The sequence below is a fragment of the Sulfuritalea sp. genome (assembly GCF_031426875.1).
Classification (GTDB): domain Bacteria; phylum Pseudomonadota; class Gammaproteobacteria; order Burkholderiales; family Rhodocyclaceae; genus Sulfuritalea.
Genome location: NZ_JASJPC010000042.1, coordinates 78572 through 103341, shown reverse-complemented (window position 1 = coordinate 103341; position 24770 = coordinate 78572). Strand labels below are relative to the sequence as shown.

General features: G+C 68.3%; 20 protein-coding genes. 11 read left to right on the top strand and 9 right to left on the bottom strand.

Translation table 11 applies throughout. The features are described from left to right. Positions 1-5: 5 nt before the first annotated feature. The gene (locus tag RMO95_RS17675) at positions 6-1067 is read right to left on the bottom strand and encodes a carbon-nitrogen hydrolase family protein (RefSeq protein ID WP_310451974.1); all 1062 of its coding nucleotides are present in this window, start codon (positions 1065-1067) and stop codon (positions 6-8) included. A gap of 176 nt (positions 1068-1243) precedes the next feature. Between RMO95_RS17675 and RMO95_RS17670 the strand changes: the two genes are divergently transcribed. Then, positions 1244-2212 (top strand): helix-turn-helix domain-containing protein, encoded by a 969-nt coding sequence (locus RMO95_RS17670; RefSeq protein ID WP_310451973.1) that lies wholly within the window; start codon positions 1244-1246, stop codon positions 2210-2212. Positions 2213-2231: 19 nt separating this feature from the next. On the opposite strand, the gene RMO95_RS17665 is transcribed toward RMO95_RS17670, so the two are convergent. After that, entirely contained in the window at positions 2232-3734 is a 1503-nt protein-coding gene (locus RMO95_RS17665; RefSeq protein WP_310451972.1) for a cobyric acid synthase, read from the bottom strand. A 37-nt stretch (positions 3735-3771) separates the two neighbouring features. Between RMO95_RS17665 and cbiB the strand changes: the two genes are divergently transcribed. From cbiB to RMO95_RS17645, 4 genes are all read left to right on the top strand, one after another. Next, complete coding sequence (gene cbiB, locus RMO95_RS17660; protein ID WP_310451971.1) at positions 3772-4707, top strand: adenosylcobinamide-phosphate synthase CbiB; 936 nt, start codon at positions 3772-3774, stop codon at positions 4705-4707. Beyond that, entirely contained in the window at positions 4700-5698 is a 999-nt protein-coding gene (gene cobD, locus RMO95_RS17655; RefSeq protein WP_310451970.1) for a threonine-phosphate decarboxylase CobD, read from the top strand. Before cbiB ends, cobD begins: the two co-directional genes overlap by 8 nt. Continuing rightward, the gene (locus tag RMO95_RS17650; protein WP_310451969.1) at positions 5695-6585 is read left to right on the top strand and encodes a cobalamin-binding protein; all 891 of its coding nucleotides are present in this window, start codon (positions 5695-5697) and stop codon (positions 6583-6585) included. The genes cobD and RMO95_RS17650 overlap by 4 nt, the downstream gene beginning before the upstream one ends. An 89-nt stretch (positions 6586-6674) precedes the next feature. Then, positions 6675-7088, top strand: a complete 414-nt coding sequence (locus RMO95_RS17645; protein ID WP_310451968.1) for a VOC family protein — start codon at positions 6675-6677, stop codon at positions 7086-7088. A gap of 39 nt (positions 7089-7127) precedes the next feature. Here RMO95_RS17645 and RMO95_RS17640 read toward each other — a convergent pair whose 3' ends face one another. Beyond that, on the bottom strand, positions 7128-8564 hold the full coding sequence (locus tag RMO95_RS17640) for a hypothetical protein (RefSeq protein ID WP_310451967.1): 1437 nt from the start codon (positions 8562-8564) through the stop codon (positions 7128-7130). 2 nt (positions 8565-8566) lie between these two features. Continuing rightward, the gene (locus tag RMO95_RS17635) at positions 8567-9772 is read right to left on the bottom strand and encodes an SPFH domain-containing protein (protein WP_310451966.1); all 1206 of its coding nucleotides are present in this window, start codon (positions 9770-9772) and stop codon (positions 8567-8569) included. 241 nt (positions 9773-10013) lie between these two features. Between RMO95_RS17635 and RMO95_RS17630 the strand changes: the two genes are divergently transcribed. After that, positions 10014-10736 (top strand): response regulator transcription factor, encoded by a 723-nt coding sequence (locus RMO95_RS17630; RefSeq protein WP_310451965.1) that lies wholly within the window; start codon positions 10014-10016, stop codon positions 10734-10736. Beyond that, complete coding sequence (locus RMO95_RS17625) at positions 10733-12799, top strand: HAMP domain-containing sensor histidine kinase (protein WP_310451964.1); 2067 nt, start codon at positions 10733-10735, stop codon at positions 12797-12799. The genes RMO95_RS17630 and RMO95_RS17625 overlap by 4 nt, the downstream gene beginning before the upstream one ends. A gap of 287 nt (positions 12800-13086) precedes the next feature. On the opposite strand, the gene RMO95_RS17620 is transcribed toward RMO95_RS17625, so the two are convergent. After that, positions 13087-13800 (bottom strand): helix-turn-helix transcriptional regulator, encoded by a 714-nt coding sequence (locus RMO95_RS17620; protein ID WP_310451963.1) that lies wholly within the window; start codon positions 13798-13800, stop codon positions 13087-13089. Positions 13801-13835: 35 nt separating this feature from the next. Next, positions 13836-14258 (bottom strand): RNA polymerase-binding protein DksA, encoded by a 423-nt coding sequence (dksA, locus tag RMO95_RS17615; protein WP_310451962.1) that lies wholly within the window; start codon positions 14256-14258, stop codon positions 13836-13838. 288 nt (positions 14259-14546) lie between these two features. Between dksA and RMO95_RS17610 the strand changes: the two genes are divergently transcribed. The 4 genes from RMO95_RS17610 to RMO95_RS17595 all read left to right on the top strand — a co-directional run bounded on the left by RMO95_RS17610 (position 14547) and on the right by RMO95_RS17595 (position 20389). Further along, positions 14547-14912 (top strand): hypothetical protein, encoded by a 366-nt coding sequence (locus tag RMO95_RS17610; protein WP_310451961.1) that lies wholly within the window; start codon positions 14547-14549, stop codon positions 14910-14912. Positions 14913-15249: 337 nt separating this feature from the next. After that, on the top strand, positions 15250-16023 hold the full coding sequence (gene dsrO, locus RMO95_RS17605) for a sulfate reduction electron transfer complex DsrMKJOP subunit DsrO (RefSeq protein ID WP_310451960.1): 774 nt from the start codon (positions 15250-15252) through the stop codon (positions 16021-16023). Continuing rightward, positions 16020-17135: an NrfD/PsrC family molybdoenzyme membrane anchor subunit gene (nrfD, locus tag RMO95_RS17600; protein ID WP_310451959.1), complete on the top strand. Its 1116-nt coding sequence runs from the start codon at positions 16020-16022 to the stop codon at positions 17133-17135. Before dsrO ends, nrfD begins: the two co-directional genes overlap by 4 nt. 167 nt (positions 17136-17302) lie before the next feature. Continuing rightward, positions 17303-20389 carry a molybdopterin dinucleotide binding domain-containing protein gene (locus RMO95_RS17595; protein ID WP_310451958.1) on the top strand — a complete coding sequence of 1029 codons (3087 nt, stop codon included), beginning with the start codon at positions 17303-17305 and terminating at the stop codon, positions 20387-20389. Between the two features lie 356 nt (positions 20390-20745). On the opposite strand, the gene RMO95_RS17590 is transcribed toward RMO95_RS17595, so the two are convergent. The 3 genes from RMO95_RS17590 to RMO95_RS17580 all read right to left on the bottom strand — a co-directional run bounded on the left by RMO95_RS17590 (position 20746) and on the right by RMO95_RS17580 (position 24631). Beyond that, positions 20746-21396 (bottom strand): response regulator transcription factor, encoded by a 651-nt coding sequence (locus RMO95_RS17590; protein ID WP_310451957.1) that lies wholly within the window; start codon positions 21394-21396, stop codon positions 20746-20748. Then, positions 21386-23164: a PhnD/SsuA/transferrin family substrate-binding protein gene (locus RMO95_RS17585; RefSeq protein ID WP_310451956.1), complete on the bottom strand. Its 1779-nt coding sequence runs from the start codon at positions 23162-23164 to the stop codon at positions 21386-21388. Before RMO95_RS17585 ends, RMO95_RS17590 begins: the two co-directional genes overlap by 11 nt. Positions 23165-23347: 183 nt before the next feature. After that, positions 23348-24631: a cobyrinate a,c-diamide synthase gene (locus RMO95_RS17580; RefSeq protein WP_310451982.1), complete on the bottom strand. Its 1284-nt coding sequence runs from the start codon at positions 24629-24631 to the stop codon at positions 23348-23350. Between the last annotated feature and the right edge of the window lie 139 nt (positions 24632-24770).

Below are 24770 nucleotides of genomic sequence, written 5' to 3'. Positions count from 1 at the left end.
TCCCCTCAGGCGGCGCGCGCCAGCGACGGCGCGGCGGGATCGCCCATCTCGGCGCGCGACAGCGACAGCGGTTCGTGCTCGCTCCTGCCGGCGATCTCCGCGCCGGGAAGACTGAAGGCGACGACGCGATCGCCGGGCGTCTTGTTCAGCATCAGCCGCGTGACATCGGGTCGCGAGTAGTGGCCGGCCGGATCGGCCGCCGCCTTGGCCAGCGAAATCATGCCCAGGTCGAGATCGGCGTAGACGAGTCCCTCTTCATTCTCGGCCAATGGCGCGTGCATGAGCTGGCCGTCCGGCGCGTAGATCCGCGCGAAGCCGCCGCCTTCCAGCAGCAGCTGTTTTTTCATGTCGTCGGTGCACAGCATTTGCACCATCTCCTTCGAGACCGTGGCGCAGGGCGCGATGACGAAGCACTGGCCCTCGACCGCATAGATCTGGCTGGCCGCGTTATTGACTTCGGCGCCGAGCGCGTAGGCGCCGCCGCGATAGAGCGAGAAGCTCGGCCAGCTGGCGACGTGGATCTGCTCGTTCTGCGCGTACATGGCGTACTTCGACAGCGGCTGCAGGTGTTCCCAGCAGCACAGCGCGCCGATGCGGCCGAGTTCGGTGGCGTAAACCGACAGATCGCAACCATCGCCTTCGCCGAACACCGTACGTTCGACATGGGTGGGCTTGAGCTTGCGGCGTTGCGCGACGGTGCGTCCCTCGGCATCGATGATCCACTGGCCCATGTACAGGCTGCCGCCCTGCTTCTCGCTGTGACCCATCACCACCATGATCGAGTGGTCCTTGGCTGCCTGCGCGATGCGTTCGGCCTGTGCCGAGCCATAGACCAGGGAATTGTCGTGGTAGCGCTGGATGAACTGCATGCCCCAGGCCGGCGAGTCGAGCCAGATGAACCACGGGTAGCCCGGCAGCCAGGTCTCGGGAAAGGCAATCAGCCCGGCGCCGTTCTGCGCGGCCTCGGCGATCAGGCGCAGGGACTTGTCGATCGACGCCTCCAGGTCGAGAAACGCCGGAGCCGCCTGAACTGCGGCGGCGCGGAACTTGGGGTGTTGGATGGTCATGGCATGGTGCTCCTCTGGGATTGGAAGCTGCATCCTAGGAGCCCGGCCGACCGGCCGCTTGTCTGTCCGTCGCAGCGGAATTGACTGCGCGTAGACAGCCTCGGTCGACGCGTCCCGCTTGCTTGACGGGTGCGGGGCGTACTCATAGTATTTGCGGGAGAAGGAGGCAGGCGACGATGGCTCGAGTCTTGAGCACCGAGGGTGTGGCACCCCAGGAAAGGCTGGCGCTGTGGGCCGACCTGATTTGCGATGCCTATGTGCAACTCGATTGCGAGACGCCGGACAGCGACGCGCCCTTCAACGGCAACATCCTCAGCGAAAGGCTGGCGACGCTGGATCTGTCCCAGGTCACCGCCAGCCCGCAGCGCGTGCTGCGTACCTCGCGGCAGATTTCCAAGGCGACCGAAGACTACTTTCTGGTCAGCATCCAGACCAAGGGTCTTGGCGTGATCCGGCAGGACGGCAGGCAGGCGCTGCTGCGCCCCGGCGACTTCGCGCTATACGACAGTACGCGGCCCTATGAACTGCTGTTCGAGAACGATTTCCAGCAGTTCGTGCTGATGCTGCCGGGCGAGATGCTGCGCTCGCAAGTCAAGGCCACCGAGGACCTCACCGCCATCCCCGTGTCCGGCCGGCGCGGCGCCGGGCATCTGATGATCGGCATGATCGAGGCGCTGTGGCGCGACATCGCGGCGCTGGAGCCGGCGTCGGCCGGCGCCGTATCGGACAGCGTGCTGAATATCCTGGTGGCCGGCCTGCGCACCCTGCCGGCCGCGACGCGGCTGCCGCCATCCAAGCTGAAGCGGCTCTACCTGGCCCAGGCGCGCGCCTTCGTCCGCGAACACCTGCGCGATCCGCAGCTGTCGGTGGAAATGATCGCCGCCGAACTGCGCCTGTCGGTCAGCACCTTGCATCGCGCCTTCCAGGGCGAGCCTTGTTCGCTGGTGCATTGGATCTGGACCGAAAGACTGGACGCGGTAAAGCGCGACCTGGCCGATCCGGCATTGCGCAACTTTGGCGTGAGTTCGCTGGCCTTCGCCTGGGGCTTCAACGACGCTGCGCATTTCAGCCGCGCCTTCAAGGAGCGCTTCGGCGTCACGGCAACGGAATTCCGCCACGGCTTGTTCGGCGAATCCGCGCGCTAGATCCGCTGCCACGCCATTCTCAGGAGAGCGCCGGGCCGGCAGGCTCATGCAGCAGCAGGGGCTCCAGTTTTTTCCAGTCCAGCGCCGCTTCCGTGGCGTCGGCCAGGCGCTCGATGTCGGCTTCGCGGCGCAGTGCGAAGTCCGCCGTCAGGGGCGCGCTCATGCCCGCCCAGGCCAGTACGCCGGAGAGCGCCTGCGGATGATCGAGGAGGCCGTGGCAATAGCTGGCGAGGATGCGCCCGTCGGCCGACTGCGCGCCGTCCGTGCGGCCGTCGGCGAAGGTAAGCGCGGCGCGTTGCAGGGATTCGCCGCGCGTCGTGCCCATGTGGATTTCATATCCGGCGAAGGCCGGCGTGCCGGGCAGCCGCAGATTGCCGCTGACATTGCGCAACTGTTTTTCCGGCTCCAGCGAGGTTTCGCAATCGAGCAGGCCGAGCCCGGCCTGGCTGCCCGGCGCACCTTCGAGCCCGAGCGGGTCGTGCAGCTGGCGGCCCAGCATCTGGAAGCCGCCGCAGATGCCGAGCAGCTTGCCGCCGTAGCGCAGGTGGCGCTGGATTGCCGCCTCATGGCCCTGCTCGCGCAGCCAGTGCAGATCGGCCTGCACCGCCTTGGAACCGGGCAGCACGATCAGGTCGCAGGGCGGAATCGCCTGCCCCGGCCCGACCCAGTCGAAATCGACTTCGGGATGCAGGCGCAGCGGATCGAGATCGTTGTGGTTGGAGCAGCGCGGATAGACCACGGCGACGACCTTGAGCCGGGTCGCGGTCTTGGCGATGACTTCGGTGGCGACGGCGTCCTCGGCGTCGAGCATCAGGCCGTGCAAATAGGGCAGCACGCCGAGCACCGGTTTGCCGGTGCGGCTCTCCAGCCAGTCGAGGCCGGATTCGAGCAGGCCGATGTCGCCGCGAAAACGGTTGATGACGAAGCCCTTGATGCGCGCCTGTTCGCTTTCCGAGAGCAGGTCGAGGGTGCCCACCAGATGGGCGAAGACGCCTCCGCGGTCGATGTCGGCGACCAGGATCACGGGGATGTCGGCGGCCTCGGCGAAACCCATGTTGGCGATGTCGCGGTCGCGCAGATTGATTTCGGCCGGGCTGCCGGCGCCTTCCACCAGCACGCAGTCGAACTCCGCGCGCAGGCGTTGCCAGCTTTGCATCACCGCGCCCATCGCGACGCGCTTGTAGTCGTGATAGTCGCGCGCATTCAGGGTGTCCACCGCCTTGCCGTGGATGATCACCTGGGCGCGCTGGTCGGTGCTGGGCTTCAGCAGCACGGGATTGAAGTCGATGCGCGGCGCCAGGCCCGCCGCCAGCGCCTGCAGCGCCTGGGCGCGACCGATCTCGCCGCCGTCAAGGGTGACGGCCGAATTCAGCGCCATGTTCTGCGGCTTGAAGGGCGCGACGTTGACGCCGCGGCGTTTGAGGATGCGGCACAAGGCGGCGACCAGGGTGGTCTTGCCGGCGTCGGAGGTGCAGCCCTGCACCATGAGGGCGCACGCCGGTCGGGATTTGGCTTCGCTCATCGCTAAAATGCAGGGTCTGTCATCGGCCGATTATCCCATGCCCTCGTTGTTGTCCCTGGTTGCTGCCGCGCTGGCGGGCAGCATTCTCGATCGCCTGCTGGGCGAGCCGCGGCGCTGGCATCCGCTGGTCGGCTTCGGCCGCTGCGCCGATGGCGTCGAGGCTGCATTGCGCAAGGGAGCGCCGGGGCATCCCGTATGGAATCGCCTGCGCGGGCTGCTCGGCTGGCTGCTGCTGGTGGTTCCGGCCGTGCTGGCGGCGGCCTGGCTGGGGCGCCAGGCCTGGGGCTGGTTCGCCGACGTCGCGCTGCTTTACCTGGCGCTCGGCGCGCGCAGCCTGGGCCAGCATGGCGAACAGGTGGCGCAGGATCTGGCGGCCGGCGATCTCGCGGCCGCGCGCAGCCATGTCGGCTGGCTGGTGTCGCGCGACACTTCGGCGCTGGACGAGGAGGGCGTTGCGCGCGCCGCCGTCGAATCGATACTCGAAAACGGCAATGACGCCGTGTTCGGCACCCTGTTCTGGTTCCTGCTGGCCGGCGGCGCCGGCGCGGTGCTGTATCGGCTGGCCAATACGCTCGATGCGATGTGGGGCTACCGCGACGAGCGGCGCCTGTATTTCGGCTGGGCCGCGGCGCGCAGCGACGACCTGCTGAACCTGATTCCGGCGCGCCTGACCGCGCTGACCTACGCCCTGCTCGGCAACACGCGAAATGCATGGTCCTGCTGGCGCCGGCAGGCGGCAAGCTGGAGCAGCCCGAACGCCGGCCCGGTGCTTGCGGCCGGCGCCGGCGCGCTGGCGGTGCGCCTGGGCGGCGCGGCGATTTATCACGGCAAGCTGGAACAGCGGCCGGGAGTTGGCGCTGGCGACCCGGCGACGATCGGCCATATCCGCGCCGCGCTGGCGCTGGTGCAGCGCGGCCTGTGGTTCTGGCTTGCCTGCGCCGGCCTGCTGGCGGCGGCGGTGTCCCATGCTTGAACACGGCGGCCGCCTGCTCGCCGCCGCGGCGCGTTATGGCATCGCGGCCGAGGACTGGCTCGACCTGTCGACCGGCATCGCGCCCTATGCGTATCCGGTGCCGCCGATTCCGTCTGCGGTGTGGCAACGCCTGCCCGAGGACGAAGACGGCCTGGCGGCGGTCGCCTGCCGCTATTACGGCGTGCGGCGCGTGCTGCCGCTACCCGGTTCGCAGGCGGCGATACAGGCGCTGCCCCGCTTGCGCGCGCCCGGCGTCGCGCTGGTGCCGGAGCCGAGCTATGCGGAATACGCGGCGGCCTGGTCTGCCGCCGGGCATCGCGTGCGCCGCTGCGCCGCCGATGATCTGCTGCAAGTGTCGACGACCGCCGATGCGGTGGTGATCGGCAACCCGAACAACCCCACCGGGCGGCGTTTTTCGCGCAGCACTTTGCTCGACCTGGCGCGGCAACTCGACGCGCGCGGCGGCTGGCTGATCGTCGATGAAGCCTTCGCCGATGCCGAGGAAGAATCCGAGTCGCTGGCCGATTTGGCGGGCAGCGAGGCGGCGGGCAATCTGGTGGTGCTGCGCTCCCTGGGCAAGTTCTTCGGCCTGGCCGGCGCCCGCGTCGGCTTTGCCATCGCCGCCGATTCCATACTGGATCAACTCGCGGAGGCGATCGGTCCCTGGGCGCTCGCGCATCCCTCGCGCCATGCGGCGCGTGCGGCGCTGGCCGACGGCGCATGGCAGGCTGCGCAGCGCGCCCGCCTGCAGCGCGACAGTGCGCGCCTGCAAGGGCTGCTCGCCGCCGCGGATCTGGGCGACGCCGGCGGCACCGCGCTGTTCCGCTACCTGCCGCGCGGCGACGCGCGGGAACTGCATGAATTCTTCGCGCGGCAGGGCATCCTGCTGCGCCATTTCGCCCAACCCGCGGCCGTGCGCGTCGGCCTGCCGGCCACCGAGGCCGACTGGCAGCGGCTGGCGGCCACCCTTGAACTTTGGAAGAGACGATGAAGCGATTCAAACTGCGCTGCCTGTCCCTGCTCTGCGCGCTGGCTGTCCTGCCGGCGCGCGCCGAGATCGTCGTCACCGATGTCGGCGGCACCCGCGTCAGGCTCGCCGCGCCGGCGCGGCGCATCGTCAGCCTGGCGCCGCACATCACCGAGCTGGTCTATGCCGCCGGCGCCGGCGAGCGCATGGTGGGCAATGTCGAGTACGGCGACTTTCCGCCGGCCGCCGCAAAGCTGGCCAAGGTCGGCGGCTATTCCCGGCTCGATCTCGAAGCCATCGTCGCGCTCAAGCCCGATCTGGTGCTGGGCTGGGAAAGCGGCAACCTGCCGGCGGCGGTCGCGCGCCTGCGGGCGCTGGGCTTCACGGTACATCTGTCGCAGTCGAACCGCATCGAGGACATCGCCGGCGAACTGGAGCAGATCGGCAAGCTGGCCGGCACCGAGGCGGTGGCCGGCGCGGCGGCCACCGCGTTCCGCCAGCGCTACGCCGGACTGGCCACGCGCTACAGCCAGCGGCCGCCGGTCGACGTCTTCTACCAGATCTGGAAACAGCCGCTGATGACGGTCAATGGCCAGCAGATCATCAGCGATGCGATACGCCTCTGCGGCGGGCGCAACGTCTTCGCCGCGCTGCCCATCCTGGCGCCGACCGTGACCGTCGAAGCCGTGATCGCCGCCAACCCGGAAGTCATCGTCGCCAGCGGCATGGGCGATTCACGCCCCGAGTGGCTGGACGACTGGCGGCGCTGGACCACCATGGCGGCGGTCACCCGCGACAACCTGTATTTCGTGCCGCCGGAATTGATCCAGCGCCACACGCCGCGCATCCTCGACGGCGCCGAAAAGCTCTGCGCGCATCTCGAAACCGCGCGCGGCAAGCGTCGCAAATAGTCTGGAACATAGTTTGGAAAATAGTCTGGAAAGCCCGGCCGGCGGATAATGCCGCCTGATCGAGCACGCAGTAATCACCGGAGCCTGCCATGTCGAGTTTTCATTATGCCTTTGCAATAGCCGAGATTTCGCGCACGCGGGATTTCTATGTCGGGCAGCTCGGCTGCAGCGAGGGGCGCAGCACCGAGCACTGGATCGATTTCGAGCTGTTCGGCCACCAGCTCTCGGCCCACCTGGGCCGGCCCGGCGGCGCCTCCTGCGAGGGCCTGGTCGATGGCCATGCGGTGCCGATTCCGCACTTCGGCGTGATCCTCGACCTCGAGGAGTTCTGGACCTTCGCCGCACGCCTGCGCGCGGCCGGCATCCGCTTTCTGATGGAACCGGGATTGCGCTTCGTCGGCAAGCCCGGCGAACAGGCGACGATGTTCTTCCTCGATCCCGACGGCAACGCGCTGGAGTTCAAGGCCTTCGTGCGCGAGGGCGAAGTGTTCGCGCGGCAGTGAAGAGTTGGCGCTGATGACACGGCGCGATTTTGCCACCGCTCAGCGGATGCTGACGGTGATCGCTTTCCATGCCGGGCTCTGCCAGCGATAGAAGCTGCTCAGGTTGTTCGGCTTGTCGGCCTGCTTTTCCACTTCCAGCGTCGACATGCGGCGCACCTCGAAGCTCCGTTTGTGGCGGCCTTCCGTGCGGGCTTCGCGCGCGGCGAGCAACTGTTTGCCGCCCGGCACCCAGCCGGCGAATTCGACGTAGCCGAGGCCGGGATGGTCCGCCGCCGGCGGCAGGACGTCCACGCTCCAGCCCTGCGGTCCACGGCGGAACACCCACAGCTCGCGCCAGGTATCCAGCGGCTGCACCGCCAGTGCGAGCGCCGTGCCCTGGGGATTGAGCGCGGCCGAGGCGGTCCACACGATGCCGTAAGTGCAGCGCGTCAGCAGCGGGTTCTGCGCGTCATGCTTGGCGTCGACCAGATGCACGCAGGTTTCGCCAGGCTGGCCGGGGCTGAGCACCACCGAAACTTTTTGCAGCTTCGCTGCCGGCGCGCCGGCTTCGGTCGCCCAGCGCGAGGCGCCGACGCGCATTGCGGCATCAGAGTAGGCGTAGGCGTCGGCTTCCATGAGTTCGCTCTGGTCGATGCCGGCGAGCTCGTCCAGCGCACGCTGCCCGGCCTGCTGCACGGCGGGCGCGCCGAGTTCCGGGCGCCGCGCACGCTGGTAGGCGAGGCTGGCCCAGACGCCGGCCTTGCGCAGGCGCAGTCGGTTCTTCAGCACCCCGGGCAGCTTGTCCGTTTCGACGCGGTCGAGTATTTCGGCGCGCCAGTTGTTGCGCTCGAAGCGCGCAGCCGGCGTGAGGTCCGGCGCCACGCAATCGTGGCGGGTCAGCGCCAATGCGGCGGCGGCCTTTTGCGCCGCGGTGGCCGGCAGCGCCAGCACGCGCCGATATGCGTCGCCGTCATAGCACAGGCGTATCTGGCCGTCGCGCTCGAAGCTCAGCATGTTCACGCCGTAGGCGGCGGCGACTTCGAGCTGGGCCGCGACGCTGGCTCCAGCTTTGCCCTGCTGGGCGCCGGAAGCGCGCCGGGCCAGGCGCTCGGCCAAGGCGCCCAGTGCATCGAAGGCCTCGCCGTCGATGGCCGCGGCCGGCGCGGCCTTCAGGTAGGCCGCGGCGTAGGCGATGCCCAGCGCCTCCGAGCCCGGCGTGTCGCGCAGGAAGCGCAGCACCGCGAGCAGTTCCGGCGCGGCGGCGGCTTTGAGCGACTGGATGCGCACGCTGGGCGCCCTGATGTAGCCGGCGCGTTCGCGGCGATGGTCATAGACCTGCAGGTAGTCGCCTTTCTCGCCGCGGATTTCGAGGCTGTCGCCGGCCCACAGCACGGCCTGCTGGGGCGCCGAATCGCGCGGTGCGGCGCGCAGCGCCGTTTGGTCCTGGGTGACGATGGCCAGCGCGGACAGCGCGGCAATTGCGGTCGCGGTCAGCATGATCACTCTCCCCCTTGCGCCTGCTTGCCGGCGCCGAGCAGGTTGGCGCCGATGAAGCCGCCGCTGGTCGAGGGCGGGGCGATGATCACCGAGATCTTGTCGGAAAGCTTGTCGGCCATGGTCTTCTGGATCAGCAGCGGATGCTTGGTGATCAGCTCTCCGTCGCGCGCCAGTTGCTCGCTGGCGACCTTGCCCAGCCGCTCCTGGCGATAGCCCTCGGCGTCGGCCAGCTTGCGCCGCGACTCGGCCTCGCCGGTGGCCTCGATCAGGCGCGATTGCGAGCTGGCTTCGGCGGCCTTGACACGGGTGATCTTGGCCGCTTCGGCTTCCAGTTCGCGCTGTTCGATCTGCTTCTGCTTGAAGGGCAGCACATGCTTCATGGCTTCGGCCTGCGCCTTGGCGGCGATGATCTGCTCCTGGCCGGCGGCTTCGGCGGCCTTCTCGCGGCGCACCTTGTCGGCCTGGCCTTCGAGCTCGGTCTGTTTGACCTGCTTGTCCTTGAGCTCCAGCGTGTAGCGCATTTTCTCCGAGGCCAGCTCCTCGGCCAGCAGCCTTTCCATGCCGGCCTTGTAGTCGGCGGGCAGGTCGATCTTGCCGATCATCACGCCCTGCAGCTTGATGCCGTCCCTGGCCAGCAGCGGCTTGAGTTCGCCTTCGATGGCCTGCTGGATCGCCACGCGCTTGGTCGAGAAAATCTCGCGCACCGTGTAGCCGGCCAGGGTCTTGTAGAGCACGCTCTGCGCCGCCGGCTCGACCACTTCGCGGCCGATGTCGGCGGGCAGCGCGCGGGCCATGGCGGCGATGCGGCTGCGGTCGAGCACGTAGCGCACCGAGACGTCCACCCCGATCGAGAGGCCCTCGATGGTCTGGAAGGGCGCCGCGCCGCTGGCGCTCTGGCCGTCGGCCGGGCGGTAGATCTGGTCGCGCAGGGAAATGCGGCGCAGCTCGTGCAGGCCGGGGATGATCAGCACGGCGCCGTCCTCCACTTCGTCGACTACGCCGCTGAAGCGGTTGACGCGCAGGCCGAGTTCGCCGCGTCCGACGCTCTGCAGCGGCGGGTTGCTGACGATGGCATAGGTGCCGATGCCGGCGATGGCCAGCGCGATGATGCCGCGGTGCGAGTCGCGCAGGCCGCGGCCGAGGCGATGCGCGATGGTTTCGACCGAGTCGCGCAGGGTGTTGGCGATGTTGCGGATTTGTTCCGACATGATGGCTTTCTCCAGGTCTTGATCTTCCGGGGATGGCGGCGGAGGCGGGAAGATCGATCGCCTTCCGTCATGGTTGCCATCGTCGCGGGAAGGCCGTGGAGCGATCCATGCCGTTGCGGGGCGACTTCGGTAAGCCGCCGCCCGCAGCCGTTCCGCGGCGTGAACAAACACTCACGCGCGGGCGCTGCCAAGGTCGCCAAAAACGGCGATACTTGGCGCAGACAATCGCGCGGAGCATGAAATGAGCATCAAGGTCGCCGTCATCGAGGACGACATCCCCACCAGCAAGCAGCTTCGGGCCTGGATACTTTCCGCGCGGCCGGGCATCACGGTGGACGCCTGGTTCAACCGCGACGACGCCGAGGCGGCGATCGCCCGCGAGAACTACGACGTGGTGGTGCTCGACATCGAGCTGGGGCGCGAACGCCATGCCGGCGTCGCCATCATCAATGCCATCAACAAGGCCGCGCGCGGTACGCCGGTGCTGGTGGTGTCGGCCATGCCGGCCGCCATCTACCGCAGCATCATGAAGGCGCTCGACGCCTGGGACTATTTGCAGAAGACCACTTTCGAGGAGTCCGATTTCATCGACACCTTCCTCGAAATCCTGCGCGCCTCGCGCGATCGCGAGGACGCCAAGCCCGCCCAGCCGGCCGGCGACGAACTTTCGCTCGATCCGCTGCGGCAGAACACGCCGCTATGGCGCGGCAAGCGCGTGAACCTGCCGCTGACCGCGCAGCGCATCCTAGCCGCGCTCTACCAGCGGCGCGGCCAGGTGGTGTCCTACGACGAGCTGTTCCAGGTGGTGAAGAGCGGGCGCAACCGCGACAACATCCGCAAGCACATCAGCACCATCCGCGAAGCCTTCCGCGAACTCGACGAGGACTTCGACCGCATCGAGAACGTGCCGATGCGCGGCTTCCGCTGGTCCGACCCGGCGTCCGACCCGGCGGCCGTCAAATGACGAAGGCGGCGCTGGCCTGGTTGGCCTCGTTCCGCCTGCGCATCCTGTTCCGCACCTCCTTCCTGCTGCTGGCGCTGGCCGTGCTGGCGATGGCGGTGGCCGTGCTGCAGGAGGAAAAGCAGCGCAGCTACGACAACTACCAGACCAATGTGGCGAAGACCAAGGAACAGATCGTCGCCCGCCTGCGCCATCCGGCCGGGCAGCTGGCCCTGCTCAATCCGCCGCGCGGCAATGGCGCTGCGGTTGCGGGTCGTCCCGTGGTGCTGCCGTATTCGGCGATCGATTTCGACGACCAGAGCAAGGTCAGGAATGCCGTCGAAATGGCCGGTTGCCTGGTGCAGTACAAGCGCCATGGCAGCCTCTGCGTCGCCATCGGCAACAACCCCTGGGCCGGCGGCTACATCTACGCCGCCGGCACTTTCGCCAGCGGCGCCCTGGTGCCGCACGTCATCGGCGACGAGCAACTCGACGGTGCCCATCGCCTGCGCGTCACGGTGAGTCTGCGCGGCGAGACCTACCGCTGGCTGGCGCCCTTCGAGCCGCTGCCCGGCAAGGTCTTGCGCGCCGAGGGCGTGCGCGGCCGCTTCACCGGCTACGTCGAGCGCGAGGGCTCCAACTACAAGGGCGCGCGGCCGGTCAGGGAATTCCGCGGCTGGGTCTGGCAGGGCGGTCGGTGCCTCGATGCCGCGAAGGATGATGACATCGGCGACTGCGCGCGCAAGTCCTTCTTCTCGCTGCGCCTGCCGGTCGATGCGCTGCGCGAGGCGCTGTTCCGCGAGCGCAAGCCGCAATGGCCGCCGCCGGACCTCGACCAGTTTCGCGTGCGCATCGAGGTGCTGGCGCCGGGTGACGGCGCGGTCATTTTCGACAGCGACGAGCCGGGCGCCGTGCCGCCGTTCTCGCTCAATGATCTCACCGGCCTGCTGCTGCCCGGCGAGACGCTGGCGATCCACAAGGCCGGCGCCACGCACGACATCGTCCAGTTGAGCGGCAAGGAGGACGGCGCCGAGCCATCCTCGCCGCTGATCACGCGGCTGATCAGTCGGCTGCCGGTGGCCAGCTACGATGCGCCGGTCGAGTTCGCCGACGAGATCGCGACGCCGCTGGGCAGCTACCGGTTGCTGCTGAAGGGCGACGCGCGCAGCGTGAACAAGACCCTGGCGGCGGTCGCCACCCGCGTTTCGTGGTTCGTCGGCGCCATGCTGCTGGCCATCGCGCTGGCCTGGCTGGTGATGGAAATCGGCATCGTGCGCCGCATCGCGCTGCTCACCCGGCGCACCCGCGGGCTGTCGCAGACCGTGCACACCGACGGCGGGCTGGAGCGCTTCGATCTGGCCGACCTGCGCGGTGGCGATGAGCTGGGCATCCTCGCCACCGGCCTCGACGACCTGCTGCGGCGCGTGAAGGAAGACGCCGAACGCGAGCGCATCCGCGCCGGCCAGGAAAAGGACATGTGGCACGCCGTCGGCCACGAGATCATGTCGCCGCTGCAATCGCTGCTGGCCCTGCACGGCGCCAGCGACGACCCCAGCCACCGCTACATCCAGCGCATGCAGCAGGCGGTGCGCATCCTCTACGGCAGCGCCAGCCCGAGCGAGGCCTTCGCGTCGTCGAGCATCAGCGTGCAGGCGCTCGACCTCGCGCGCTTCCTGCAGAACGTGGCCGACAACGCCGGCATTGCCGACATCGTCTGCACCGGCGTCGCAGCGCCGCTGCCGGTGCGCGCCGACGAATATCCGCTGGAAGACGTGTTCGCCCACATCCTGAAGAACGCCGACCGCTACCGCCGGCCTGGCACGCCGATCACCCTGCGCCTGGACAGCTCGGAGAGCACCGCCACGGTGAGCATCCACAATGTCGGCCCACAGATTGCCGAAGACTTCATCGAACGCATCTTCGAATACGGCGTGTCGGACCAGGCCGAGGCCGGCGCCCACGGCAACCGCGGCCAGGGCCTGTTCGTGGCGCGCACCTACATGGCCAAGATGGGCGGCACGGTCACCGCACGCAACGAGGGCGACGGTGTGAGTTTCGTCCTGACGCTGCAGCGGGCTCGCGGCTGAAGCGGACAGTGAAGAGTTGGCGCTGATGAAGCCCCTGCGCAGCAAGGCGGTCGAGCAAAATACGCTCTCCTCGCCGCTGCGGATGGCGATACGGCGCGTCGAGCGGCCATGCGCTGTGGGTGGGCCGTGGGGCGGACCGTCGGGCGGGCTTGTAGGGCGGGCTTGTAGGGCGGGCTTCAGCCCGCCAACCATTCCTGGCCGACTGAAGTCGGCCCTACAGCGCCATCCGCCGCTGGCCGGCTGAAGCCGGCCCTACAGGGGGCTATCTTGCGAAGCGGAGCGCCAGCTTATGCGTCGCGCTTGCCGCTGCGTCCATGAAATGCCATGGCCATTTCGAAGGCGGCGCGGGTGAAGGCCAGCACCGCGGCGAATTCCTGGTCGCTCAACTTGCGCGCCTCGTCGTCGGCGCGGTAGATGTTGGCGAACTCGCGTTCGCGCGCCGACTGGATCAGCAGTTTGCCGACGCCGAGGTTTTCCAGGCTGCGCCACAGGTCGGGATTGGAACTGCGGGTGAACTTCATGACGAAGCCGACCGGGTCGTTGCGGCCGAGCACCGCCGCCAGGCGCAGCACGATTTCGAAGGGCACGGCGATGCGGCCGTTTTCCCAGGCTTCGATCAGCGAGGGGTCCTTGAGGTTGATCGCCGCGCCGACTTCGGCAACGGTCAGGCCGGTGGCCTTGCGCAGGCGGCGCAGGGTCGCTCCGGTCCGCGTCCATACACCGGGTTCGGACAAGCCCGGCAACAAGGCCTTGAGCAGGTCGCCGGCGGCTTCCAGGGTCTTGCCCTTGGCCAGCGCCCTGGCCACTTCGCTCGCCGTGTGCAGGCTGGCCGCGGCGCCCACCGTGGCGGCGCCGATGTCGAGCACGCGGCCGGCCATCGCGCGCATCTGCTCCACCAGGCCGGATTCCGTTTCTGTGGCCGCCGGCGGTTTCGCCGCACGGCTGGCCGGCGCTCGTTTCCTGGCCGGGGTCTTGCGCTGGGGAGTGGCGGCGCCGGTCATCGCATCTGCCTTGCCGGGGCCCGCGCCGCGCCGGATTACTTGCCCTGGATACGCTGGCGCGACTCGTGCCGCTCCTGCGCCTCGATCGAATACACGGTGGTCGGGCGCGCCAGCAGGCGGCGCAAGCCGATCGGGTCTCCGGTCTCCTCGCAGAATCCGTAGGAGCCGTTTTCGATGCGCTTCAGCGCCGCGTCCACCCGCGGCAGCATCTTGCGTTCGCGATCGCGAATGCGCAGTTCGATGGCGTTTTCCTCTTCGATGGTGGCGCGGTCGTTGGGGTCCGCCTCGGCCTCGCCATCGCGCAGGTGATCGATGGTCATCGAGGCGTTGTCGATCAGGTCCTGGCGCTGCCTGCGCAACAGGTCGCGAAAGAAGGCCAGCTGCTCGGCGTTCATGTAGGAGCTGCTGGGCATCGCCAGCAGGGCTTTTTCGCTGAGAGATTTGGTCATGGTAGCCATGGCTTGTGGTCCTGGGTTTCTGTTCGGAGGGCGGCGGCAAGCTGAGGATGCCGCCCGCCAATATACCGCTGGTGATCAGGCCGGGGGCAATTCATTTTCCCCTTCGGCAAGTCGATACTAACCACTTTATCGAAAGACCGGGCGCTCGTCAGGGGAATCTCGCCCGGCAGCCGCCCGAGGCCGGATTCTGCGCTTGTTGCGGGCGCGGTGGAAGCGAACAATCAGGATTGTGCAAGTTGCCGAATGATCTATGCTTTGGTTAAAAGCAGTCGGCACAGGGAGGTCGACATGACATATCAAATCACATGGGAAGAGCGGGGCGTCTACAAGCGGTTCCGGGGCTTCGTTTCATTCCGGGAATACTCGAGAACCCAGGAGTTGGTGCTGGGCGATGCCCGCGCCGACGATATCCGCTACGTCATCAACGATCTTCTTGACGTGGAAGGCTATGCCGTCACGACGGACCAGGCGGAATACCTTGCCGCTTTCAACCGCGCCTCCAGCTTCTCCAATCCGCGAATTCGTATCGCATACGTCACCCGCGACCCGAAGCTCATATGGCTGATGAGGGCCGCCGCGGTTTTTTCATCCTACGGCGTGAAGGACTTCCCGACGCTCGAAGCGGCGCGGGAGTGGGTGGCGAAGGAACCGTGATAGCCGGCAGCAAATCGCCGCTTCCCGTCGGCCGAACCGGGCACCGGTAGTCGGTTCGCCGTCTCGCCAGCGCCAACTTTGCTGCGCTCCGCAGCGAGAGCCGGCCGTGTTCGCCATCCCGTCCGCCGTTCCGTCCGCCGTTCCATCCGGGTTCCTGCGCGATAGGGAAAACCATCTAGTCGCCTGCCTTATCTCCCCAATTACCTCAGGGGCATTGGCTGCCTAAGCTGTGATTGTTCCATCTCGGCAGGGCCGCGCGCAGAACGCCGTTGGCAAAACGGCGCCAGTTGAGCGGACAACCTGGTCTGACAACAAGCCTCGAATCACGGAGATTGCCATGAAACAAACGCAAATCTGCCCGCAGGAAGCAGCGCAGGAAAGCCCGGCCTCGGCCTCGCGCCGCAACTTCCTGCGCGGCCTTCCGGTCATCACTGTGGGCGCCGTCGGCGCCCCGCTGCCGGCGCTGGCCGGCCAGTCGGGCGCGCGCTGGGGAATGCTGGTCGATGTGCGCAAGTGCATCGGCTGCCAGGCCTGCACCATCGCCTGCATCAATGAAAACGAGGTGCCGGAAGGCAGCTTCCGCACCATCGTGTCCACCTACAGCGTCAAGCAGCCCGCAGCCGCGGGACAGCCGGCCGGCACCTACGTCCTGCCGCGCCTGTGCAACCACTGCGACAACCCGCCGTGCATACCGGTGTGCCCGGTCGGCGCCACCTTCAAGCGCGAGGACGGCCTGGTGCTGGTCGACGGCGACCGCTGCGTCGGCTGCGCCTATTGCGTCCAGGCCTGCCCCTACGACGCGCGCTACATCAACCACCAGACCGGCAAGGCCGACAAATGCACGTTCTGCGGCCATCGACTGGAAGCCGGCCTGCTGCCGGCCTGCGTCGAAACCTGTGTCGGCGGCGCGCGCATTTTCGGCGACCTGAACGATCCGAAAAGCGAACTCAGCCGGCGCATCGGCGCGGCCGGCGACTCGCTGAAAGTACTCAAGCCCGAACAGGGCACCAAGCCCCGCGTCTTCTACATCGGCCTCGACCAACGCTTCCAGGGCAAGGTCGAAGGCCAGGGCGCCTTATGGAAACCGGAACTGCACGGAGGCAAATCATGAACCCGACCATCGTCGAAACCGTCAATGTCGCGCGCGAAGTCGCCTGGCTGCCCTGGGCGGTACAGTATTTCTTCCTCATCGGCCTGTCCTACGGCGCCTTCCTGCTCTCGCTGCCCGGCATCGTCGGCCGCCGCCGCGGCTGGCTCGGCATTTCGCGCCTGGCCCTGCTGGGCGCCCTCGTCTGCGGCCTCAGCGCGCCTGTGGCGCTGCTGGCCGACCTGCACCAGCCGGGCCGTTTCTACCATTTCTACCAGTTCTTCACCCCTTCCTCGTGGATGTCCTGGGGTTCCTTCTTCATCCCGGTCTATCTCGGCGGCCTGGTGCTCTACGCCTGGCTCGCCTTGCGCCCGCTGCTGGCGCAACAGGCTGCGGACGGCGGACTGTCGCCGCGCCTCGCCGCGCTCAGCCGGACGCTGGCCTACGGCGGACTGGAAAGCCGCGGCGCGCTGCTCGCCGCGGCGGCGGTGGCCTGCGTCGGCGCCGCGCTGATCGCGCTCTATACCGGCATGGAAGTCATGGTGGTACGGGCGCGTCCGCTGTGGGACACGCCGCTGCTGCCGGTGCAGTTCGTACTCACCGCGCTGGCCGGCGGCATCGGCCTGACGCTGCTGCTCAAGCGCTTTTCCGGCCTGCCGGACGCGGCGCAGGGCAGCATCCCGCTGTTCCGCGCGCTGGCCGCGACCCAGGCGCTGGCCTTGCTCGTCGGCGCCGTCTGGCTGCTGCTCGGGCTCACGGGAATGTCGCCGCGCCACGCCGAGGCGCTGGCCCAGGTGGCGCCGTCGGCCGCTTGGCAACTGACGGCGATATGGGCCGCCGGCAGCACCGTGCTGACGCTGTGGCTGGCGTTGCGCCGGCCCGGCAGCGGCTTGCTGATCGGCCTGCTGGCGCTGCACAGCGCATGGATGATGCGCTGGACCATATTCATCGGCGGCCAGGAAATACCCAAGACCGGCGCCGGCTTCTACCAGTACCAGTTGCCGCTCGGCTACGACGGCCTGCTCGGCATGGTCGGCACCTTCGGCCTCTGGGTCGCCCTGTTCATCGCACTGACCACCCTGCTGCCGGTTGCCCGCCTGACGCTCATGGCTTCGATCGACCACCCCACATCATGAAATACCGTGACGTCGTCGGGCCTCAAGCTGGCAAATGGGCCCGCCCCTCCCATCCTCCCCTCGCGGGGAGGCTACTGATTGGCTCGCTACGCTCGAACCTGACAAGTCGCGCTTGGCGATGTATTTCACGTTAAACCGCGAAGCCGCGTAAGCGCAAGGAGAACATCATGAAAATCGCACGTCGCCAACTCATCGCCGCCGGCGGGCTCGCCGCCTTCGCCGCCGGCTTCTCGCAAACCCTGGGCCGCATCGCCGACAAGCTGATGGGCAAGGATGCGCCAAGGCACAATGTCTGGGGCAATGCCGCCGCGCCCGAATTCACCGTCGATCCGGCCAGCGGCAAGCTGCAGCCGAACCCGGCGCAGCAGGTCAGCTACACCGCCTGCCTCGGCTGCACCACCCAGTGCGGCGTCCGCGTGCGCGTCGACAAGGCCAGCGGCCGCGTCATCCGCGTCGCCGGCAATCCCTACAGCCCCTTATCCACCGAGCCGCACCTGCCGATGAAGGCCTCGGTGCGGGAAAGCCTGATCGCTTTTTCGCGCTTCCAGGACAAGGGCCTCGGCGGCCGCTCGACCGCCTGCGGGCGCGGCAACGCCGTGCTGGCGCAGATGAACTCGCCGTTTCGCGTGCTGGCGCCGATGAAGCGCGTCGGCCCGCGCAACGGCGGCCAGTGGGAAACCATCTCCTTCGAGCAACTGGTCAGGGAAGTGACCGAAGGCGGCAACCTCTTCGGCGAAGGCGAGGTGGCCGGCCTGCGGGTCCTGCGCGATCTCGCCGCGCCGATCGACCCGGCACAGCCCGAACTCGGCGCCCGGGTCAATCAGGTGGCGCTGCTCTCCAGCGTCAATGACGGCCGCCTCGCCTTCGCCCGGCGCTTCTGGAACAAGTCCTACGGCACGCTCAACTTCGTCGGCCACGGCTCCTACTGCGGTGGCTCCTACCGCTCCGGCACCGGCGCCCTGTTCGGCGACATGAAGAAAATGCCGCATGCCAAGCCCGATCTGGCCAACGCCGAATTCGTCATTTTCATCGGCACGGCGCCGGGCAACGCCGGCAACCCCTTCAAGCGCACCGGCGCCATGCTCGCCAAGGGGCGCAGCGACGGCAGGCTCAACTATGTGGTGGTCGACCCGGTGCTGACCAATGCCGACAACCGCGCCGCCGCCGACCGCGGGCGCTGGATTCCGATCCGTCCCGGCAGCGACAGCGCGCTGGCGCTGGGCATGATGCGCTGGATGCTCGACAACGAGCGCATCAACACCGCCTACCTCGCCAACCCGAATCTTGCCGTCGCCGAACAGCAGGGCGAACCGTCCTTCAGCAGCGCCACCTGGCTGGTCGTCACCGAAGCCGGCCATCCGCGCCAGGGGCGCTTCCTGCGCGGCTCCGACATCGGCCTGAAGATCGCCGAGGACGAGCGCTACAAGGAGAACGACCCCTACCTGATCCTCGACGCCAAGGGCAAGCCGGTCCCGGCCGACAAGGCCACCGCGCCGGCCGCGCTCGATGCGGAAGCCGTGCTCACGCTGGACGCCAAGCCGCTGGCGGTGAAGACCGCCTGGCTGCTGCTCAAGGCCTCGATCCTGCAGCAGACCATCGCCCAGTGCAGCGATGCCTGCGGCATCCCGGCCGCCACCATCGGCGCGCTGGCCGACGAATTCACGCGCCACGGCCGCAAGGCATCCGTCATCGCCCACGGCGGCATGATGTCGGGCGCCGGCTTCTACAACGCGTTTTCGGTGATGACGCTGAACCTGCTGATCGGCAACCTCAACTGGAAGGGCGGCCTGGTCATGAACGGCGGCGGCTTCAAGGACGACGGCGAGGGGCCGCGCTACAACCTCGACAGCTTCGCCGGCGCGGTCAAGCCCAAGGGCACGCCGCTGGGGCGCAACGTGCCCTACGAGAAGAGCAGCGAATTTGCGCGCAAGAAGGCCGCAGGCAAGCCCTACCCGGCGCAGTCGCCGTGGTTCCCCAATGCCCCGGGCCTGGCCACCGAGTGGTTCACCGGCGCCCTGAGCGGCTATCCGTATAGCATCAAGGCGCTGATCCTGTGGAGCGCCAATCCGCTCTACGGCATCGCCGGCCTGCGCGCCCAGATCGAAAAGGATCTCGCCGACCCGCAGAAGATTCCGCTGATCATCTCGGTCGATCCGCTGATCAACGAAAGCAACGCCTATGCCGATTACATCGTGCCGGATTCGCTGATGTACGAAAGCTGGGGTTGGGCATCGGCGTGGAACGGCGTGCCGACCAAGGCCAGCACCGCGCGCTGGCCGGTGGTCGAGCCGATCGCGGCGAAAACGCCGGACGGCCAGGCGATCGGCATGGAAACCTTCTTCATCGCGCTGGCCAAGGCGATGGCGCTGCCCGGCTTCGGTGCGGCGGCGATGAGCGACGCGGCCGGCCAGCCGCTGCCGCTGGAGCGCCCCGAGCACTGGTATCTGCGCGGCGGCGCCAACATCGCCTGGCTCGGCAAGGAGCCGGTGCCCGACGCCAGCGACGAGGATCTCGCGCTGTCCGGCGTCGACCGCCTGCGCCCGCTGCTCGAAGCGACTCTGACGGCCGAGGAGTGGCGCAAGGTCGCCTTTCTCTACACCCGCGGCGGCCGCTACCAGCCGGCCAAGGACGCGCAGGACGAAGCCCATCCCGAATGGCAGACCAACCGCTTCAAGAATCCGCTCTGGGCCTGGAGCGACATGGTCGGCGGCAGCAAGAACAGCATCACCGGCAAGCGCTTCGCCGGCTGCGCCAGCCTGCAGCCGCCGGCCTTCATCGACGGCACGCCGATGCGCAAGATCTACAGCGAGGCGGAATGGCCGCTGCAGGTGGTCAGCTTCAAGTCGGCGCTGCAGAATTCCTACAGCATCGCCGCGACCCGGTTGACCGGCATCCATGCCGAAAATCCGCTGCTGGTGCATCCGGCCGATGCCGCCCGCGCCGGCCTCAAGAGCGGCGACACGGCACTGCTGAGCACGCCGGGCGGCGCCGTCAGCAGCACGGTGATCGTGCATGAGGGCGTGATGCAGGGCGTGGTCGCGATCGAGCACGGCTTCGGCCACCGCGAGCTGGGCGCCCGAGCCCACCGCATCGGCAAACAGCAGCAGCCCGATAAACCCGCGCTGCGCGCCGGCGTCAACCTCAATGACCTCGGCCTCGCCGATCCCACGCGGCCGGGCAAATCGGTCTGGGTGGATGCCGTCTCCGGCGCCTCGGTGCGCAACGGTTTGCCGGCAAAGCTGGTCCGCGCCTGAGAGCTTGTGAAGAAATCGCCCCTCAAGGGGACTTCCTTCGGGGCGTAGCTGCGGGCCGAAGCGGGGTGCGGCTGGAGTGCGGCTACCGAAGTGTATGTGGCTATACGCGAGGATAGCGAGCAGGATAATCGCATGAACGCTGGAAACAACATCTCCTCCCCCTTCAAGGGGGAGGCCGGGAGGGGGATGGGAGTGAACACGAGCGTTCCATAGGCGCGTCTCCGCTAGTTTGCCCCATCCCCTCCCCAACCCTCCCCTTGAAGGGGAGGGAGTCGGCGCCTCATGCTATTGCCCTGGGATAGCTAGCACCGCCCAAGCCCCGATCTGGCCCACTCAGTAGATTTATTCACAAGCTCTCAGTCGAGCGCCCGTGGATCGATACGCAACATCAGCCGCGCCAGCTCGGCGGCGCTGCCGACTTCGGTTTTTTCCATCACGTGCTGGCGATGCACATGCACGGTTTTTTCGCTGATCTCCAGCTTGCGCGCCACCAGCTTGTTGGGCAGCCCGAGCGCTACCAGGCGCGCCACTTCACGTTCGCGCGGCGACAGGCGATCGAGCAGCGCTTGCGCCTGTTCGCGTCTTTGTTCGGTGGCCCGCTGTTCGCCGCCATGGCGCACGGCGGCGGCGACCGTGTCGAGCAGGGCCTGGTCGCGGAAGGGCTTTTCGAGGAAATCGAAGGCGCCCTGCTTCATCGCCTGCACCGCGAGTTCGACGTCGCCATGTCCGGTCATGAACACCACGGCCGGCGTCCAGCCCCTTGCGCGCAAGGCCTGCTGCAGTTCCAGCCCGTTCATGCCGGGCATGCGGATGTCCAGCACCAGACAGCCGAAGTCGTCCGGCGGCGCCGGGCAGGCGGCGAGGAAATCCGCCGCCGAGGCATGGGCCTGCACCGGCCAGCCGAGCGATTCGAGCAGGAAGACCAGGGAACGGCGGAAGGACGCGTCGTCGTCCACCACATGGATTACGGAGTTTTCGGTGATCTGGACCATGAAGTCATTCGTCATGCATCGGTAATGCGAACGTGAATACCAGCCCGGGCCCCTCGGCCGGCGCCTGCGCCGAGAGCCGCCCGCCGTGCGCCTCGATGATGGTCGCGCAGATCGACAGGCCGAGCCCGAGGCCGTCGGGCTTGGTGGTGAAGAAAGGCTCGAACAGCCGTTGCTGCGCCTCGGGCGTCAGGCCGCGACCGAAATCGCGAATGCCGACTCTGAGCGCCGCGCCCTCCGCCTCGCGTTCGAGGGTGATCAGAAGGCGGCGCTCGGCGGCCGGCAGATCCTGCATCGCGTCGAGCCCGTTCTTCAGCAGGTTGAGCACCACTTGCTGGATCTGCAGGGGATCGACCTCGACTGTGCAATTCGCCGCCGTGCCTTCGTCGATGCGGATTTCGGGGCGGTTGGAAATCATGCCGGCAAACAGCGCCACGGCTTCGCCCACCAGTTGGGCGAGGACGCGGCGTTCGCGCACGGCGGCACGCTTGCGGGCAAAGCCGCGGATGCGGCCGAGAATGCCGGCCGCCCGCTCGGCCTGGCCGGCGATCTCGCTGCCCGCCTCGCGCACGGCGGCATCGGTGAGGCGGCCGCTGTCGACGCGCCGCACCAGGCTTTGCGCATAGTTGCTGATGCTGGCCAGCGGCTGGTTGATTTCGTGCGCCAGGGTGCCGGACAGTTCGCCGAGTATCGACAGGCGCGACAGGTGCTCGACCTGCTCCTGATGCACGCGCATCCGCGCCTCGATCGCCTTGCGTTCGTCGAGCGCCTGGCGCAGCGCGGCGGTGCGGGCGTGCACCAGATGCTCGACGCGTACCGTGTAGATGATCCAGCCCAGCAGCAGCGTGACCAGCACCAGCACCACCGGCCAGTAGCGCACCGCCGCGGCGCGCAGCGTGCTTTCCTTCAGGTAACTGTAGGGTCCGGTCTGCAGTTCGCGGAACAGTTCATGCACGGCCTGATAATCGGCCGGCACCGTCCACGACATGCCTTCCGCCGTCGCCGGCATGGCCAACAGCGCCCTCGCCACCGCCTTGGCCAGTACCGGGGGCGTGCTGCGCAGCGTCGCGATGGGCCAGTCCGGATAGAGCCGGGTCGAGGTCTGGCACGGGAAATCCGCTTCCGCGCGCGGAGACAGCACGCGAAAGCCGGCGCGGGCGGACGCCGGCAGGTTCTCGATGGTGCAGGCGCGGACGATGCCCGCGTCGGCCCGCCCGCTGGTCACGGCGTCGGTCACCGCGCGCATCGGCAGGCCGACGAAGCTGAGTTCGGCGAAGTCGGCGTAAGGGTCGAGGCCAAGCTGGGCAAACTCGCGCCATGCCACCTGAAAACCGCCGAAGGCATCCTCGCCCACGGCAGCCACGCGCCGGCCGGCGAGATCGGCCAGTTTCGTCAGATCAAGCCGGTCGGCGCGCACGATCACCGCCGAACCGACCGCGCGCATCGGCGACGGCGCTTGCGTGGTGTCGAGCGTGGCAATCCGGCTGATGCCGAATTCCATTTCGAGCGCGACGTAGTTGCCGGGATTGGTGATCACGAAATCCACGGACTGGCTGGCGACCGCGTCGCGCAGCCCCTTGTGGTCGAACTGCAGGAGGACAGGCCGTTGGCCGGGCAGCGCGGCGCCAAGATGCGCGAGCAAGGGCGCCCACTGGCGGCTCATCGCCTCGGCATCGAGAAAGGCCAGCAGGCCGATGCGCACCGGGCGCTGCTCGGCCGGCGCCGCCAGCAAAGGTCCGGCAAAAACCATCAGCGCGAGAAAAATGCAGCGGCGAAGAAATGACATGGCGGCAAGACTCGTCGGTTCCAATCTTCATGTCAAGTCCGTAGCGCGCCGCAAGCGCGGCGAAGACACTGGAGCGATGAACACGTAGCCGGGCAGCCGTCTCCGCGCTAGCGCTCGCCGTGTCGCCAGCGCCAACTCTTGGGCGCGCGTCGAGTGTCTTGTCTCTGGCAGCAGCGAATCAGCTCAGGGCAGGAACAGCCGTGCCGTCGCTTCAGGGTTGGACGGGAAATACAAATGCATGTAGGAGGCGGTGAGGCGGCCGCTGCGGTAGATCGCCTCGCCTTCGCCGCCGTCGGGCGTGCGCGCGCACAGCAGCGGGGCGAGGGTGGTTTCGCTGCGCGAGTGGTGGAAAGTATGGCCGCGCAGGATGCCTTCCGGCAGGCTCGCTTGCTGCAGGCCGAGGGCGGCGAGGCGGGCCTGCATGCGCGTGGCGCCGGGCAGCAGGCCCGCCATGGCGTGGCGGGTGCCGTGCTGGTCGATGAGTTGTTCGAACAGGCACATCATGCCGCCGCATTCGGCGAGCAGCGGCTTGCCGGCTGCGGCGTGGGCGCGCAGTTGCCGCGACAGCCCGCTTGCGCCGAGGCGCGCGGCGTGCAGTTCGGGATAGCCGCCCGGCAGCCAGACGGCATCGCAGGCGGGCAGCGCGTCGCCGGCCAGCGGCGAGAAGAAGGCGAGCGCCGCGCCGAGTTCGGCCAGGGTGTCGAGATTAGCCGGGTAGATGAAGCCGAAGGCGGCGTCGCGCGCGATGGCGATGGTCTTGCCGGCGAGCAGGGGTTCGAGAGTCGGCGCTGCGGGTTTGCCAAATTCGACGGCAAATTCGACGGCGAAGTCGACCGCGGGCGGCAGGTCGGCCATCGCGCTGGCGGCGATGTGGCCGGCGAGCAGGTCGAGGCGCTGTTCCAGGTCGGCGATCTCGGCGGCCTGCAGCAGGCCGAGGTGGCGCTCGGGCAGCGCCGCGCCGGCGTCGCCCGGCAGGGCGCCGAACCAGCCCATGCCGGGCGGCAGGCTGGCCTTGAGCAGGGCCGCGTGATGCGCGCTGCCGACCCGGTTGGCGAGCACGCCGGCGAAAGGCAGGCCGGCGCGGTAAGTGGCGAGGCCGTGGGCCACGGCGCCGAAGGTCTGGGCCATGGCTGATGCGTCGATCAGGCCCAGCACCGGGATGCCGAAACGGCAGGCGATGTCGGCCGCCGAGGGGCTGCCGTCGTAGAGGCCCATGACGCCTTCGACCAGGATCAGGTCGGCCGTCGCCGCGGCCGCGGCGAGACGCCGCGCCGCATCCTGTTCGCCGCACATGCCGAGGTCGAGGTTGTACACCGGGGCGCCGCTGGCGACGGCGAGTATTTGCGGATCGAGAAAATCGGGGCCGCACTTGAAGACGCGCACGCGGCGCCCCTGCCTGACGTGGTGCCGCGCCAGCGCCGCGGTCACCGTGGTCTTGCCCTGGCCGGAGGCGGGCGCGGCGATCAGCAGGGCTGGACAGGAAACGCGCCCACCCCCCGGCCCCCGCCCCGAGGGCGGGGGTGACGGGTGTTCGCCGCTGCGCGGCTCCGGGTTGGTGACGGCGGCGGGCGGGCATGTCATCCTCAGCGGCGAGGAGAGCGTACTT